The organism is Pseudomonas sp. ABFPK, assembly GCF_001586765.1.
Classification (GTDB): Bacteria; Pseudomonadota; Gammaproteobacteria; order Pseudomonadales; family Pseudomonadaceae; genus Aquipseudomonas; species Aquipseudomonas asiatica.
Window position 1 is genome coordinate 67,537 of sequence record NZ_LQXW01000011.1, and the last position, 15,515, is coordinate 83,051.

The 15,515-nt window shown below is 61.2% G+C and carries 17 protein-coding genes; 6 read left to right on the forward strand and 11 right to left on the reverse strand.

What is annotated here, in order from left to right; translation table 11 throughout:
- Window positions 1-457: 457 nt before the first annotated feature.
- From WM94_RS08990 to WM94_RS09005, 4 genes are all read left to right on the forward strand, one after another.
- Window positions 458-721 carry a DUF3077 domain-containing protein gene (locus WM94_RS08990; protein ID WP_061551008.1) on the forward strand — a complete coding sequence of 88 codons (264 nt, stop codon included), beginning with the start codon at window positions 458-460 and terminating at the stop codon, window positions 719-721.
- Between the two features lie 273 nt (window positions 722-994).
- The gene (locus WM94_RS28890; protein ID WP_082810541.1) at window positions 995-1,591 is read left to right on the forward strand and encodes a 2OG-Fe(II) oxygenase; all 597 of its coding nucleotides are present in this window, start codon (window positions 995-997) and stop codon (window positions 1,589-1,591) included.
- The gene (locus WM94_RS09000) at window positions 1,584-2,447 is read left to right on the forward strand and encodes a hypothetical protein (protein WP_061551009.1); all 864 of its coding nucleotides are present in this window, start codon (window positions 1,584-1,586) and stop codon (window positions 2,445-2,447) included. Before WM94_RS28890 ends, WM94_RS09000 begins: the two co-directional genes overlap by 8 nt.
- Window positions 2,448-2,474: 27 nt before the next feature.
- Window positions 2,475-3,029 carry a hypothetical protein gene (locus WM94_RS09005; RefSeq protein WP_061551010.1) on the forward strand — a complete coding sequence of 185 codons (555 nt, stop codon included), beginning with the start codon at window positions 2,475-2,477 and terminating at the stop codon, window positions 3,027-3,029.
- A 238-nt stretch (window positions 3,030-3,267) separates the two neighbouring features.
- On the opposite strand, the gene recJ is transcribed toward WM94_RS09005, so the two are convergent.
- Both recJ and WM94_RS09015 read right to left on the reverse strand, forming a co-directional pair.
- Entirely contained in the window at window positions 3,268-4,977 is a 1,710-nt protein-coding gene (gene recJ / locus WM94_RS09010) for a single-stranded-DNA-specific exonuclease RecJ (protein WP_013971199.1), read from the reverse strand.
- An 8-nt stretch (window positions 4,978-4,985) separates the two neighbouring features.
- Window positions 4,986-5,528 (reverse strand): YaeQ family protein, encoded by a 543-nt coding sequence (locus tag WM94_RS09015; RefSeq protein WP_013971198.1) that lies wholly within the window; start codon window positions 5,526-5,528, stop codon window positions 4,986-4,988.
- A 133-nt stretch (window positions 5,529-5,661) separates the two neighbouring features.
- Between WM94_RS09015 and WM94_RS09020 the strand changes: the two genes are divergently transcribed.
- Together WM94_RS09020 and WM94_RS09025 are read left to right on the forward strand one after the other, a co-directional pair.
- Window positions 5,662-6,861, forward strand: coding sequence for a CaiB/BaiF CoA-transferase family protein (locus tag WM94_RS09020; RefSeq protein ID WP_039612793.1), 1,200 nt, complete (start codon window positions 5,662-5,664; stop codon window positions 6,859-6,861).
- Window positions 6,862-6,881: 20 nt separating this feature from the next.
- Window positions 6,882-7,757 carry a TIGR02285 family protein gene (locus WM94_RS09025; RefSeq protein WP_061551011.1) on the forward strand — a complete coding sequence of 292 codons (876 nt, stop codon included), beginning with the start codon at window positions 6,882-6,884 and terminating at the stop codon, window positions 7,755-7,757.
- A 286-nt stretch (window positions 7,758-8,043) separates the two neighbouring features.
- Here WM94_RS09025 and WM94_RS09030 read toward each other — a convergent pair whose 3' ends face one another.
- From WM94_RS09030 to trmD, 9 genes are all read right to left on the reverse strand, one after another.
- Window positions 8,044-8,325: a DUF3509 domain-containing protein gene (locus WM94_RS09030; protein WP_015269143.1), complete on the reverse strand. Its 282-nt coding sequence runs from the start codon at window positions 8,323-8,325 to the stop codon at window positions 8,044-8,046.
- Between the two features lie 79 nt (window positions 8,326-8,404).
- A complete protein-coding gene (locus WM94_RS09035; RefSeq protein WP_061551012.1) occupies window positions 8,405-8,824 on the reverse strand; it encodes a response regulator in 420 nt (139 codons plus the stop codon).
- Between the two features lie 221 nt (window positions 8,825-9,045).
- Window positions 9,046-10,455 carry a threonine synthase gene (gene thrC / locus WM94_RS09040; RefSeq protein WP_010952565.1) on the reverse strand — a complete coding sequence of 470 codons (1,410 nt, stop codon included), beginning with the start codon at window positions 10,453-10,455 and terminating at the stop codon, window positions 9,046-9,048.
- A gap of 58 nt (window positions 10,456-10,513) precedes the next feature.
- Window positions 10,514-11,818 carry a homoserine dehydrogenase gene (locus tag WM94_RS09045; protein WP_003259434.1) on the reverse strand — a complete coding sequence of 435 codons (1,305 nt, stop codon included), beginning with the start codon at window positions 11,816-11,818 and terminating at the stop codon, window positions 10,514-10,516.
- A gap of 83 nt (window positions 11,819-11,901) precedes the next feature.
- Window positions 11,902-12,645 (reverse strand): DsbC family protein, encoded by a 744-nt coding sequence (locus WM94_RS09050; RefSeq protein ID WP_003259432.1) that lies wholly within the window; start codon window positions 12,643-12,645, stop codon window positions 11,902-11,904.
- Window positions 12,646-12,798: 153 nt separating this feature from the next.
- Complete coding sequence (gene xerD / locus WM94_RS09055; protein ID WP_061551013.1) at window positions 12,799-13,695, reverse strand: site-specific tyrosine recombinase XerD; 897 nt, start codon at window positions 13,693-13,695, stop codon at window positions 12,799-12,801.
- Between the two features lie 170 nt (window positions 13,696-13,865).
- Window positions 13,866-14,273 carry an acyl-CoA thioesterase gene (locus WM94_RS09060; protein ID WP_054573223.1) on the reverse strand — a complete coding sequence of 136 codons (408 nt, stop codon included), beginning with the start codon at window positions 14,271-14,273 and terminating at the stop codon, window positions 13,866-13,868.
- A gap of 93 nt (window positions 14,274-14,366) precedes the next feature.
- Complete coding sequence (gene rplS, locus WM94_RS09065; RefSeq protein WP_003252148.1) at window positions 14,367-14,717, reverse strand: 50S ribosomal protein L19; 351 nt, start codon at window positions 14,715-14,717, stop codon at window positions 14,367-14,369.
- A 42-nt stretch (window positions 14,718-14,759) separates the two neighbouring features.
- Window positions 14,760-15,512 carry a tRNA (guanosine(37)-N1)-methyltransferase TrmD gene (gene trmD, locus WM94_RS09070; RefSeq protein ID WP_003252146.1) on the reverse strand — a complete coding sequence of 251 codons (753 nt, stop codon included), beginning with the start codon at window positions 15,510-15,512 and terminating at the stop codon, window positions 14,760-14,762.
- Between the last annotated feature and the right edge of the window lie 3 nt (window positions 15,513-15,515).

Sequence of the window (15,515 nt, forward strand, 5' to 3'; positions counted from 1 at the left end):
TTGGGGGGGAGGTTCCATGGGATTTGGTAGAGGTTGAACGGCTCTGCGTTACCAGCGCCATGTCTGATCAGAGTTTCAGATATCCCTTACGGCCCAGATCTGGTGAAGCCTAGGCTGAGGAAATAACCTACAAGTCCTGTCGACTCGCGTCTGATTGTTACTGGAATCCCGACTCTCTAGCCTTTGCTGGTCGCTGGCATTCAGCGGCCGGGGGTGGAATCCCGATCAATTACCGAGTAGCTGTCGTCATGGCAGTTGTGCGCGTAAGGCCGCAAAGCCTACCGGGTTTACTCGTAGCCTGGATTCCACACCGCGTACAACTGCCACCCTTCGTGTGGAATCGGAGAGGCGGTCAATCAGCAACCATACGAGTGATTGATATGAAAATGACAGTCCCTGAACCTCCCTCATTTCTTCTCCTTCGACAAAACGCTCAGAATGATCAGGAGAGGGATCAATGAACACAGACGACACCCAGTTCACCGTCGGCAAGACCACTTTCTTTCAGGGTGAAAACCAGACCCACCCATTATTTCGCATCGAAGCGGGCATTCCGTGCCGAGACGCCCGTGATCAGGCTTCGGAATTGATGGGCTATGTGCGGGAGTTGACCATCGTCGGGCTAATGGATGAGAAACCCATGATGATCTGGGCTGCGCACTATCTATGTGCGATGGCCAAGGCACTGATGGATGATGCCGAGTTAGGTATGGCTCGTTGACGTTACTGTTATTTGCTAGAGACCAGTAATTACTCCAAACATAAATGGGTTGCCACACCCATGTATACCTTGTCGCCCCGGTGCGCCGGGGCAATGAGAAATTTCCCACAGCCAATTTCCTCAAAAGCCACATCCGGGTCGGAAAATCTTCTCAATCGGTAAGTCCCACTTCCTATCGCCCCCTCGACACCAAATCACTAATGTCTCACTGCGCCAGCCAGCACTACTTGGGCAAGAGCCTTTAAGGCATGTACAAAATTTGAGACATAGAAAATGTCGAGAGAATTTACATCTAGAGATGTAAGCATTCTAGACGATGCTATTACACCTGATGAACAAGCCAAACTCAACAACGCATTCTCACATACCCTATGGAGATACGACTGGCCAATAAACTCCACGCCCTTCGCTCGCCCCTGCTGGCATTTTTTCATTGCAGGAAGCAAGCGTGAATCACTGGAATGTTGTGAGCAAGAACTGGTTGCAAACGAGCGCTGGGGATTCCTCATCAACATCTGGAAACGTCTATGTGCTGTGCATATGAAAAACTCCAGACTGATCGGCGTGTATGCAAACGGCCAAACCTCTGGGCAAGACAGCCCGATTCACCGAGATAACCTGCCAGGCGAGCCGGGGTATACCGCAGTGCTCTTCTGTAACGACTACTGGGCTACGACGTGGGGAGGTGAGCTTTTATTCTGCAATGACGCCAAGACGGACGTTATCGCCGCGGCGTTACCCAAACCAAGGCGCATCACAATCTTCAATGGTGAAATACCGCACCGTGCTAAATCTCCAGCCACAGACTGCGACCGCCTGCGCATCACCATTGCATTCAAGACAATCAACAAGGACTTCAACTATGACTAATCGAGTAGAGATATTTGTCGCCATGGTCGACAGGGTCGGGAGGCCTGGGTTCCAAGCTGGCGCGGCCGCTGCGGTTCACGATCAGTTCAAGACTGACAACCAGGGCTTCGCACTTGTAGTACAGAGCGCCCAGACAAGCAGCGCGATTGCTTCTGTATTGTCAGTTACGCAAATGACTGCGGGCGCGGTTCCGTTTATAAATATCGTTACCAACACCTTGGCGGGCACGGTAACCTTTCTGAAGATTGTTGCCGAGTACCAGCCCAACGACGAGCCGAATGTAGGGGACTATGTCAGCCTTGTAGGTAATGTAGCGGGCGTCGTTGCGGGTTTTGCAATACTGGTAGGTGCACCTTGGGTCGCAGGCACCTTTACCGCCATATCATTGGGAACGAGCTTATTTGGGACGTATAATTCAGAACTTGCAAAACAAATTCAAAAGGCAATCACCCCAATAATGGACGCACTCATTAAACACGACATAACAAAAGAGAGCGCAACACCGGTGCTAGCGCCTAGCCTAGTTATTACAGACCCACAATCCATACGCGACCATTTCGGAGGACTAATACAAGTCATCACATGGAACCCGAACACCTTGGAAATCAAACTAGACACTAGAACGCTAGAGTCATTCACTATCACCCCACCGATAATACAACATGGCGGCATCAACCCACCTATTGCACCACCCACACCTCCCGCCACTGGAGGGGGAGCTACGATAACAGTAGGAATTGAAAGCATTAACGGGCAATCACCGGCCGGGCCAATCCCCTCTATTACAACTGTAGTGGGTGGAGGCCAAGACAAATATGCCTGCTGCTCAGCACCGCAGCAAGACAAGTATCGTTGAATAGAATAGGGCCGAGGATTGTTTCCGATGTTGACTTGGCAGTCGTGGATGCAAATGATGCGAGCATTGGAGCCGGGTAAACGGGTTACCTGCCTGTTATTTGCAGGCTCTATATTTTTTTGTTTTGTACTCGCACAGCTTACCATGAGAACGGAAGACCCAGAACCGATAACCGCGCCATGGGTAAGCGTCAGAGCAACTCTTGCATCCGCACCTGATACTTGGGATTACGACAAATCGCTTTACACCTTTCAGATCACCTACAAAGAGCCAAGCGGACAAGTTACCAGACGTCGGATATATGCTCAAAAAACGCGTTATGATGCTGCCAACATCAATAAGAAAACACCACTCTTCGTCGAGATCGAGGATGCTTTGTCCGGACCAATCGTCAGGCGGCTATCGACCGATAACGAAGTCCTGTATGAGCCATCCCTCAAGCAGTATGTGATCGAAATATACAATCTCGCACTTTTGGAGGGAACTGTGTTTTTCTCACTGCTTAGCCTGGCCTCGTTTGGCGCAGCAGGTGTGATGCACTGGCAAAACCGGCAGCGAAAAAAGCTATCTGAGCTCAGCTGATAGCTTTTACCCGCAAAGAATGCGACGCGATGGATGGCACCGGCTTCGCCGGTGATCGCCGGCAAGCCAGCTCCCACAGGTACAGCGCAAGTCTCAAGCCCGCCGCAGGCCCTGTGGGAGCGGGTTTACCCGCGAAGCAGGCGACGCAGTGGATGGCACCGGCTTCGCCGGTGTTCGCGGGTGAACCCGCTCCCACAACGGGCCTGCGCCAGGCCGTCAGCAGCGGCGGTATCTACCCTCAACGCGGCTCCATGTGGGCAATCATCAACTGCACACTTTCATTGCCACGAAACTCGTTCACATCCAGCTTGTACGCCAGCTCGACCCAACGCACCGTCGGGTTCGGCCACACTTCGCGGTCAATGCCAAAGGCAATGCCGTCCAACCGCACCGAGCCGCACTCGCTCTTGAGCACCACCTTCAGGTGCCGCTCGCCCACCACGCGTTGCTCCACCAGCTGGAACACGCCATGGAACAGCGGCTCGGGGAAGTGCTGCCCCCAAGGCCCGGCATGCCGCAGGGCCTTGGCTAGGTCGAGGTGGAACTCCTCCACCGCCAGGCTGCCGTCGGACAACAGCCGACCGGTCAGGTCCTCTTCGCGCAGCTGGCGTCGCACTTCTTCATCGAACGCCTCGGCAAATGCCGGGAAATTAGCCTCGGGCAACGACAACCCCGCCGCCATCGCGTGGCCGCCGAATTTGCTGATCAGGTGCGGGTGGCGCGCCGCCACCGCATCCAGCGCATCGCGAATATGGAACCCCGGCACCGAACGCGCCGACCCTTTGAGCATGCCCTCGCCAGCGTCGGCAAAAGCGATGGTCGGCCGGTGGTAACGCTCCTTCAGGCGCGAAGCCAGAATACCGATTACCCCCTGGTGCCAGTCGGCATCGAACAGGCACAGGCCATATGGCATCGACTCGACAGGCAGGTCCTTGAGCTGGGCCAGGGCCTCGCGCTGCATGCCCTGTTCGATGGACTTGCGGTCCTGGTTCAGGTCGTCCAGCTGCTGGGCCATGTCCTGGGCCAGGGCCGCGTCTTCACACAGCAGGCATTCGATGCCCAGGCTCATGTCGTCCAGGCGCCCGGCAGCGTTCAGCCGCGGGCCAAGGATGAAGCCGAGGTCGGTCGAGGTGATGCGCCGGTGATCGCGACGGGCCACTTCAAGAATGGCCTTGAGCCCCGGCCGGGCACGGCCGGCGCGAATGCGCTCGAGGCCCTGGTGCACCAGGATGCGGTTGTTGGCATCCAATGGCACCACGTCGGCGACGCTGCCCAGGGCAACCAGGTCGAGCAATTCGCCGATGTTCGGCTGCGGCTGCGTTTCGTAGCGCCCCAGGCTGCGCAGGCGCGCACGCAGGGCCATCAGCACGTAGAAGATCACCCCTACCCCGGCCAGCGCCTTGCTCGGGAAACTGCAGCCCGGCTGGTTGGGGTTGATGATGGCGTCAGCGTCGGGCAACTCCGCGCCCGGCAGGTGGTGGTCGGTGACCAGCACCTTGAGCCCGGCGGCCTTGGCGGCAGCCACACCGTCGACGCTGGAAATCCCATTGTCCACGGTGATCAGCAGCTGCGGCTGGCGTTGCAGCGCCACCTCGACGATTTCCGGGGTCAGGCCGTAACCGTATTCGAAGCGGTTGGGCACAAGGTAGTCGACATGGGCCGCGCCCAGCAGGCGCAGGCCCAGCACGCCGACAGTACTGGCAGTGGCGCCGTCGGCATCGAAGTCGCCGACGATGAGGATGCGCTGGCGCTGGTCGATAGCCTCGACCAGCAGATCCACGCCAGCCTCGATGCCCTTGAGCTGCTGGTACGGCAGCAGGCGCGCGAGGCTTTTGTCCAGCTCGGCCTCGCTCTGCACGCCGCGCGCGGCGTACAGGCGGGTCAGCAAGGGTGGCAGGTTACCCAGGAATGGCAGGGTCGGCGGCAGCGGGCGAGGTTCGATACGCATGGGGTGCTTCAGCCGCGCTCACCAAGCAGCCACTCCAGCTGCACTTCGTGCTGGCCACGGTCGTCGGTGACGAACAAGGTGCCTTCACTGATCATCACGTCCCACTTGATGGTGCGGGGCATGTCGGTGGCGAGGGTTTCCAGCACCTCCTGCGGCACAGCGGCGATGCTCAGGTTCTTCAGCCCCTTGACCGCGTCTACCACCTTGTTCTGCCATACGCGCAGGCTGCCGTAGGCCAGCAGGCTGGTACGCTCGGTGCGGCGCGAGCACCAGGTCAGTCGGTCGGCGTCCGGCTGGCCCACTTCGATCCAGTGCAGGATGCGATCGTCCAGGCTCTTTTCCCACAGCGCCGCCTCGTCCACGTCGGACAGGCCACGGCCGAACGACAGGTTTTCGTTGTACCAGAGGGCGTAGGCCAGCAGGCGTACGGCCATGCGTTCTTCGGTTTCCGAAGGGTGGCGGGCAATGGTCTGACGGACGTTTTCGTACACGCCGCGGTCGAGGTCGGTCAGGTTCAGTTCGAATTTGTAGGTGGTGGACGGCTGGGCCATGGTCGACGGGCTTCTTGCGCAGAGAAAAAGTGACACAGTCTAACCGATACTGCCCTTCGTTGCCCCGCAGCAGTATCTGCCGCTTCGGACCTATGATAAAACCACGCATCTGCCCAGCTGCCACGGATGCCCCATGACTACGCCCAGCAAACCCCTCGCCGGTCTCAAGGTTGTCGAACTCGGCACCCTCATCGCTGGCCCGTTCGCCTCGCGCATCTGTGCCGAATTCGGCGCCGAGGTGATCAAGGTCGAATCGCCCGATGGCGGCGACCCGTTGCGCAAATGGCGCAAGCTGTACGAGGGCACCTCGCTGTGGTGGTTCGTGCAGGCCCGCAACAAGCAGTCGCTCACCCTCAACCTCAAACACCCAGAGGGCCGCGAGATTCTCAAGCGCCTGCTGGCCGAGGCCGACATCCTGATCGAGAACTTCCGACCGGGTGTGCTGGAAAAACTCGGCCTGGGCTGGGACGTGCTGCACGCGCTCAACCCGCGCCTGGTAATGGTGCGCCTGTCGGGCTTCGGCCAGACCGGGCCGATGAAGGACCAGCCGGGCTTCGGCGCCGTGGGCGAGTCGATGGGCGGCCTGCGCTACATCACCGGCTTCGACGACCGCCCACCGGTGCGCACGGGCATTTCCATCGGTGACTCGATTGCTGCCTTGTGGGGGGTGATCGGTGCACTGATGGCGCTGCGACACCGGGAAGTCAACGGCGGCCAGGGCCAGGTGGTGGACGTGGCCCTGTACGAAGCGATCTTCGCCATGATGGAAAGCATGGTCCCGGAGTTCGACGTGTTCGGCTTTATCCGCGAACGCACCGGCAACATCATGCCAGGCATCACGCCCTCCTCCATTCACACCAGCGCTGACGGCAAGCATGTACAGATCGGCGCCAACGGCGATGCGATCTTCAAGCGCTTCATGCAGGCCATTGGCCGCACCGACCTGGCCGACGACCCGACCCTGGCCACCAACGATGGCCGCGACCTGCGCCGTGACGAGCTGTACGGGGTAATCGACCGCTGGGCCAACAGCCTGCCGCTGGAGCAGCTGATACAGGTGCTGAACACCGCCGAAGTGCCGGCCAGCCGCATCTATTCGGCCGAGGACATGTTCAATGACCCGCAGTACCTGGCACGCGAAATGTTCCTGCAGGCCAAGCTGCCGGACGGCAAGCCATTCCGCATGCCGGGGATCGTGCCCAAGCTGTCGGACACCCCCGGCTCCACCGAGTGGGTAGGCCCGGCGCTGGGCGAACACACCGAGGCACTGCTCGGCACCCTGGGCTACGACGCGGCGGCCATCGCCAACCTGCGCGCAGCAGGCACGGTCTGACACTGGCGCGGCCCTGGTCCATGCGCGCTGCCCGTTGCCTACGCCACCTGGCCCTGCTGTGCGGGCTGCTGCCCGCATTGCTGTTGCAGCCTGCCAGCGCCAAGGAGCGCCTCTTCTGGCTGGTGCGCGACCTGCCGCCGTTTACCATTCTGGAAGGGCCGGAAAAAGGCCAAGGGGTGATCGACCAGTTGCTGCCCCTGCTGATCAGGCAGATGCCCGAGTACGACCACAGCATCCTGCGGGTCAACCGCGCCCGCGGCATCCAGATGCTGCAGGACCCGAATAGCTTCACCTGCGACCCGACCCTGCTGTGGACGCCGGAACGCGCTGAATATGTGAGGTTTTCCGTGCCCTCCCTGGGCGTGCTCAGTGGCGGCCTGGTGCTGCGCAAGGAAAGCGAGGCGCTGGTGGCGCCTTACCTCGACGGCCAGGAGGTAGACCTGCTCAACCTGCTGAGCAAGACCCCACTGAAGCTGGGTGTTGTCGCCGAGCGCAGCTATGGCACGCAGATCGACGCCATCCTGCGCCAGTTGCCCGACACCGCGTTCAGCCGCCACTACGGCAACGACGCCACCGCCAACCTGCTGCAGATGCAACAGCTCGGGCGCCTGCGCATGGTACTCGGTTACTGGCCCGAAGTGCGCTACCTGGTGGAGCAGCAAGGCGGGGCACTGGCTGACTACCGGTTTCATCCTGTGCAAGGGGTGAACCGCTACCAGTTTCTGCATGTAGGTTGTTCGAACAGCGAGCTTGGGCGTGAAGCGATTGCGCACATCGACCACCTGCTGCCTGCCTTGCGCCGGGATGTGTTGCCGGGGTTGTATGCACGCTGGCTGGACCCGGCGTTGCAGGAAGACTATCTGGAAGAGAGCAAGCGCTTCTTCGAAGACCACTAGCTGCCCGATCGGCCCCTGTAGGAGCGGCCTTGTGTCGCGATGGGGCGCGTAGCGGCCCCACATTTTCAGCTTCGCCGCAAAGATTGCCGGGGCCGCTTCGCGGCCCATCGCGACACAAGGCCGCTCCTACAAGGATATGTGCCTGCCCCCCCAAAAAAAGAAACCCCGGGCGCTGGGGAAACACGCCCGGGGCCAAGCGAAAGCCCTTGGGGGCTTCCCGTGACAGCCTTGCCAGCGCCGGAGCAAAGCACTGGCCCGGCTGCCCCTACAGTGTCTGATAAACCACTCAGGCAAAGGTTCCATGGGGTTGCTGACGCTGCTGCAATGCCGCGATCACACAGGGCTGCAAACGCCCTTCGGCGATCTGCAGGTCACGGTGAAGGCCATCCACCAGGTCGACCAACAGGCGTTGTTCCTGCAACTGGCGTTCGCTCACCGTGCGCCGCAAGGTGATGCCGGCGAGGCGGTCATGAACGGTCAGTTGGCGATTACCCTGGGCATCGGCGACGCCGAGGTGGGTCTGATAGGGGGTCAGGGCTTCGTTGAGCAGTCTGCAGATTCTTTCCATCCGGATCACTCGCTGCGTGGTGGGATATAGAGGAACTGACCAACAGACGCAGCGGAAAGTTCGTTACACCGCGGCTGCTTCAGTGAGCATGCGGGGCGGACGTGACAGTTTGAATACACCGCCACGGGCGCACCTGCAGTGCCTGCAGAGCGCGCTGCAGGCATGGCATCGACAGTGGCCAGGACAGTTCGGCGAGCACCCACAGGCCCCGGTTTCTGGCCTCTTGGGCAAGGTTGCGGCGCTTGGGGGTAGCCTGGCCGACGAACAGCAAAGCGCGGGTTCGGTGCTGCTGTTCGAGCAAGGCAAGGCCGGCCCGGGTTGGCATGGCGTGGTCAAGGATCAGCAGATCGGGGCGGTGATCGGCGTTCAGGCAGGCGTCGAGGTCTGCACTGGTTTCGCTGATGCGCACATGGAACATGCCCTGAGCGTTGAGGGCCTGGTGCAGGAGGATCTGATGGGATGGGCGAGCCTGGTGGATCAACACGTAGGGCTGGTGCATGAGCCGCTCCTGATGGGAGGACCGGCTAATTTAGGCGTTGCCGCTGGGCGGCCTGAATAGGATGTTTCTGATGGAGCAGTGGGAAAATTCGGATAATTAGGGCTGCTCCGCAGCCCATCGCCGGCAAGCCAGCTCCCACAGGGATTGCACATGACCTTGGGTCTATGCGGTCGGGGTGGGCGCTGGCTTGCCGGCGATGGGCCGCAGTGCGGCCCCGATGCTTACAAAGGCTTGCCGCGGTTACCATGCTGGCTGACAAAGCCCTGCACGGCCTTCAGGTCATTGGCCAGCACCGTGCAACGCTCTTCACGGCTGAACAGGTCGCTGAGGTGCGCCGGCAGCTCCAGCGCCTTGCCAACACCAGCCTTCTCCACCGCTTCCGGGAACTTGACCGGGTGCGCGGTGCCCAGCACCACCATCGGCGTGTCCAGGCTGCGGCGGCACTCGCGGGCAGCCTTGACGCCGATAGCGGTGTGCGGGTCGAGCACTTCGCCGGTAGCGGCGAACACTTCGGCGATGGTTTCGCAGGTCTGCTCGTCGCTCACTGCCAGCGAGTCGAACAGCTTGCGCGCTTCGGTCCAGCGGTCTTGCTCGACGCTGAAGCCGCCACCTTGCTTGAAGTTGGCCATCAGCTCGGCAATGGCGCCGCCGTTGCGGCCGTGCAGGTCGAACAGCAGGCGCTCGAAGTTGGACGAGACCATGATGTCCATCGACGGCGACAGGGTCGCGTGCAGGGTTTCCTTGACGTACTGGTTGCCGCTCATGAAGCGGTGCAGGATGTCGTTGCGGTTGGTGGCGACGATCAGCTGGCTGACCGGCAGGCCCATGTTACGTGCCAGGTAGCCGGCGAAGATGTCGCCGAAGTTGCCGGTCGGCACCGAGAACGCCACGGAACGCGCCGGGCCACCCAGCTGCAGGGCAGCGTGGAAGTAGTAGACGATCTGGGCCATGATCCGCGCCCAGTTGATCGAGTTGACCGCAACCAGGCGGGTGCCCTTGAGGAACGACTGGTCGGCGAAGCTGGCCTTGACCATTTCCTGGCAGTCGTCGAAGTTGCCTTCGATGGCGATGTTGTGGATGTTGTCGCCGAAGATGGTGGTCATCTGCCGGCGCTGCACTTCCGACACGCGCTGGTGCGGGTGCAGGATGAAGATGTCGACGTTGTCGCAACGGCGGCAGCCTTCGATGGCGGCGGAACCGGTGTCACCGCTGGTGGCGCCGATGATCACCACGCGCTCGTTGCGCTTGGCCAGCACGTGGTCCAGCAGGCGGCCGAGCAGTTGCAGGGCGAAGTCCTTGAACGCCAGGGTCGGGCCGTGGAACAGCTCCAGCACCCACTCGTTGCTGTTCAACTGACGCAGCGGGGCAACCGCAGCGTGGGCGAACTCGCCGTAGGTTTCCTCGAGGATCTTCTTGAAGTCGGCGTCGGCGATGCTGCCTTCGACGAACGGGCGCATCACCCGGAAAGCAAGTTCGTGGTACGGCAGGCCAGCCCACGAGGCGATTTCTTCCTGGGTGAAGCGTGGCAGGTTTTCCGGGACGTACAGGCCGCCGTCGCTGGCCAGGCCAGCCAGCAGGACGTCTTCGAAATTGAGGGCCGGAGCCTGGCCGCGGGTACTGATATAGCGCATGGGTGCAAACCTTCGATACTGGGGCCGGGGCCGCGCTGGCGGCCCCACGGCACTATTGTTAGTTGAGCTGCTCGACGCGAATGCGCACGACCTTGCCGATGACGTCCTGCAGGGCTTCCAGGGCGACGATGGCGTCGTTGATGCGCTGCTCGACCACGCGATGGGTCAGCAGGATCATCGGCACCAGGCCGTCCTGTTCCTCGGCTTCCTTCTGCATGATCGACTCGATGTTGATGCCACGCTCCGAGAGGATGCTGGCCACCTGGGCCAGTACGCCAGGGTGATCCTTGGCCTGGATGCGCAGGTAGTAGGCACTTTCGCAGGCTTCGATCGGCAGGATCGGGTGGGCCGACAGCGAATCCGGCTGGAAGGCCAGGTGCGGCACGCGGTTTTCCGGGTCGGAGGTCATGGCACGGACCACATCCACCAGATCGCCGACTACCGACGAAGCGGTAGGCTCCATGCCGGCACCGGCGCCGTAGTACAGCGTGGAACCGGCGGCGTCGCCGTTGACCATGACGGCGTTCATCACGCCGTTGACGTTGGCGATCAGGCGGTCGGCCGGGATCAGCGTCGGGTGTACGCGCAGCTCGATACCTTCGGCAGTGCGGCGGGCCACACCCAGGTGCTTGATGCGGTAGCCCAGGGCCTCGGCATAATTCACGTCAGCAGTGGTCAGCTGGGTGATGCCTTCGGTGTAGGCCTTGTCGAATTGCAGCGGGATGCCGAAAGCGATCGAAGCCAGGATGGTCAGCTTGTGCGCGGCATCGATGCCTTCAACGTCGAAAGTCGGGTCGGCTTCGGCGTAACCCAGCGCCTGGGCTTCGGCCAGCACGTCCGGGAAGGCGCGGCCCTTCTCACGCATTTCGGTGAGGATGAAGTTGCCGGTGCCGTTGATGATGCCGGCCAGCCAGTTGATGTGGTTGGCCGACAGGCCTTCGCGGATGGCCTTGATCACCGGGATGCCACCGGCCACGGCCGCTTCGAAGGCGACGATCACGCCCTTCTCGCGGGCCTTGGCGAAGATTTCATTGCCGTGCACGGCAATCAGCGCCTTGTTGGCGGTGACCACGTGCTTGCCGTTCTCGATGGCCTTGAGCACCAGTTCGCGGGCCACGGTGTAGCCACCGATCAGCTCGATGACAATGTCGATCTCCGGGTTGCTCGCAACTTCGAACACATCAGCGGTAATGGGGGTACCGGTAATCTGGCAGTTCGGGTTCTGCGAGCGCATGGCAATCTGTGCCACTTCAATACCGCGCCCGGCACGGCGGGCGATCTCCTCGGCGTTGCGCTGAAGTACATTGAAGGTTCCGCCACCGACGGTCCCCAACCCACAGATGCCTACTTTGACCGGTTTCACTGTGAACTCCCCATTGAACGGCCGGCACCTATGCCGACCGTGAAACATGCCGTCACCCCATGACGACGGCGTACTGAATTGGATTACTTGGCCAGTGCCAGCTTGGCGACCTGCGGTGCCGGCTGGTAGCCCGGAATGACCTGGCCGCTTTCAAGGACGATCGCCGGCGTGCCATTGACGCCGATCGACTGGCCCAGCTGGAACTGCTTGCTGACCGGGTTGGCGCACTTGGCGGCCTTGATTTCCTCACCCTCGACCATCTTGTCCATCGCCGCACGGCGGTCGCTGGAACACCAGACGGCCTGCAACTGCTGGTCACCCGACGAACCGAGGCCCTGACGCGGGAAGGCGACATAGCGCACTTCGATACCGCGGCGGTTGAGCTCGGGCACCTCGGCGTGCAGCTTGTGGCAGTACGGGCAGGTGGTGTCGGTGAACACGGTGATGTGCGACTTGGTCTCGCCTTTGGCAGGATAAACCACCATCTCGGCGGCTGGAATGCCGTTGATGAGCTTGGCAATGCCCAGGCGCTCGGTCTTCTCGGTGAGGTTGACCGGCTTGCCGTCCTGGATCTGGAACAGGTAGCCCTGCATCACGAACTGGCCGTCGCCGCTGGCATACAGCACGCGGCCGCCCTGCAGCTTGACTTCATAGAGGCCGCTGACCGGGCTGCTGGCCACGCTTTCGACGGGCACTTCCAGCTCGAGGTTCTGCAATGACTTACGGATGGCCTGCTCGGCAGCAGCATTGCTATCGGTTGCCGCGGCAGCGGCAAAGGTACTGGCCAGCGCCAACGCGGCGGCGGCGAAAAACTGGGTCACGCGCATGGGAACTCCTGAAGGCGGACAGGGGCCGGAGGGCGCCACCTGCGGAAAATACGCGGTGACCGTGCGGCCCTTGGTGCAAACCGCTCAAGCCTACCACATCACACCGCCGGTGAAGGGCCTTGCAAGGACCGGTCGGCGGAACATGAAAAACATTCATCCACGCGGGTGGTGCTGGGCATGCAATTGCTGCAGGCGGGCCTTGGCGACATGGGTGTAGATCTGCGTGGTCGAAAGGTCACTGTGGCCCAGCAGCATCTGCACCACGCGCAGGTCGGCACCATGGTTGAGCAGATGAGTAGCGAAGGCATGGCGCAGGGTATGCGGCGACAGCGGTTTGTCGATACCGGCGACCCGGGCATGGTGCTTGATGCGATGCCAGAAGGTCTGGCGGGTCATCTGCTCGCCACGCTGGCTGGGGAACAAGACATCGCTGGGGCGGCCATTGAGCAGTTCGGCGCGGCCATCGCGCAGGTAGCGCTGCAACCAAATCACCGCCTCTTCGCCCATGGGCACCAGGCGCTCCTTGCTGCCCTTGCCCATCACCCGCAGCACGCCTTGGCGCAAGTTGACCTGGTCGAGGGCCAGGCTGACCAGTTCGGTGACCCGCAGGCCGCAGGCGTAAAGCACTTCGAGCATGGCGCGGTCACGCTGGCCAATGGCTTCGCCCAGGTCCGGGGCCTGCAGCAAGGCTTCGACGTCGGCTTCGGACAACGACTTGGGCAGCGGCTTGCCCAGTTGCGGCATGTCGACTTGCAGGGTCGGGTCGATGGCCACCAGCTTTTCCCGCAGCAGGTAGCGGAAGAAACCGCGCAGGCCGGACAGGAAGCGTGCCGTGGAGCGCGGCTTGTAGCCTTGGTCGAGGCGCCAGGCCAGGTGGTCGAGAATCAGGTCGCGGCCGGCATCGGGCAAGCTGAAGCCGTGTTCCTGCAGCCAACCGTTGAACAGGGCCAGGTCGCTGCGGTAGGACATGCGGGTGTTGTCGGACAGGCCCTTTTCAAGCCACAGGGCGTCGAGGAACTGGTCGATCAGGGGGTGGTCTAGGGCGGGCATTCGGGGCTGCTGGGTGTTGGAGGTGGCTTAGTGTTTCACAGCAGCATAATTGTTGTCTGTACTGGCCTCTTCGCGGCTAAAGCCGCTCCCACAGAGATATCACCGCCCTTGAGGTATGTGCGATCCCTGTGGGAGCGGCTTTAGCCGCGAAAGGGCCAGTGCAGGAGAACTCAGGCCTGGGGCAAAACCGGCACCGGCCGCTTGTCCTCGTCGATGGCGACGAAGCTGAACACCCCGTGAATCGCTCGCTCGCGCCCATCCAGGTACATGTTCTCGACGAACACATCCACCTGCACCTGCAAACTGGTATTACCCACCTTGATGACCGTCCCCACCAACTCGACGATCGAGCCCGCCGGGATCGGGTGCTTGAAGTCGATGCGGTCAGTGGACACGGTCACCAGTGGCAGGCGGCAGAAGCGCGTGGCAGCAATGAACGACACTTCGTCCATCCAGGCCAGGGCGGTGCCGCCGAACAGGGTGTTGTGGTGGTTGGTGGTGTTGGGGAACACCGCCTTGGTCACGCGGGTCACCGACAGTTCGGTGCGGCGCAGGATTTCCTGCTCTCGGGTAGTCATGGCAATCACATCTTCGGGGGTCAAAACGCAAAAAAGCAGCCCGAAGGCTGCTTTTTTCTCGCTAGGCGGCCTCGGCCACCGGGCAAACTGCACTCAGGACAGTTTTTCCTTGATGCGAGCGGCTTTGCCGGACAGGTCGCGCAGGTAGTACAGCTTGGCTTTACGCACGTCACCACGACGTTTCACGGCCAGGCTGTCGATTTGCGGGCTGTAGGTCTGGAAGGTACGCTCTACGCCAACGCCGCTGGAGATCTTGCGCACGGTGAAGGCGCTGTTCAGACCGCGGTTACGCTTGGCGATAACGACGCCTTCGAACGCCTGCAGACGGGAACGCTCACCTTCCTTCACTTTAACCTGAACGACAACGGTGTCGCCTGGTGCGAAGGTCGGGATTTCCTTGCTCATCTGCTCGGCTTCGAGCTGCTGGATGATCTTGTTGGTCATGCTGTGCTCCTAAGATGGATACGTGATCCACCATCGATACGTTTAACTATCGTCCCGCTCGCGGAGATATTCCTCGAGCAGCTTCTTCTCTTCTCCAGAAAGCGAGCGACTTTCCAGAAGATCGGCGCGTCGTTCGAAGGTCCTACCAAGGGACTGCTTCATTCTCCAACGCCGGATGTGTGCATGGTTGCCACTTAGCAACACGTCGGGAACACGCTGATCCGCATACACCTCAGGCCGGGTGTAGTGCGGGCAATCGAGCAGACCGTCGGTGAAGGAATCTTCTTCCGCCGAGTCCACATGCCCTAAAGCTCCGGGCAGCAGCCGTGTAACCGCATCGATCAGTACCATGGCCGGCAGCTCGCCACCGGAAAGCACATAGTCGCCAATCGACCACTCCTCATCGACATGAGCCTCGATAAAGCGCTCGTCGATGCCTTCATAACGACCGGCGATCAGGATCAACGATTCCTGTTCGGCCAGGCCTTTGACCGCCTGCTGAGTCAGCTTGCGGCCTTGTGGCGAAAGGTAGATCACCTTCGCCGCTGCTCCGGTCGCTTGCCTGGCGCTAACCAGGGCGTCTTCCAGAGGCTTGATTTTCATCACCATGCCCGGACCACCGCCAAACGGCCGATCATCCACCGTGTGGTGACGATCTGTGGTGTAGTCCCGCGGGTTCCAGCAAGTCACCTGAAGCAACCCCTGTTTCACCGCGCGGCTGGTAATGCCGTACTCCGTGATGGCCGAGAACATCTCGGGGAACAACGTGATGACGTCTACGCGAAGGTTACCCATCGT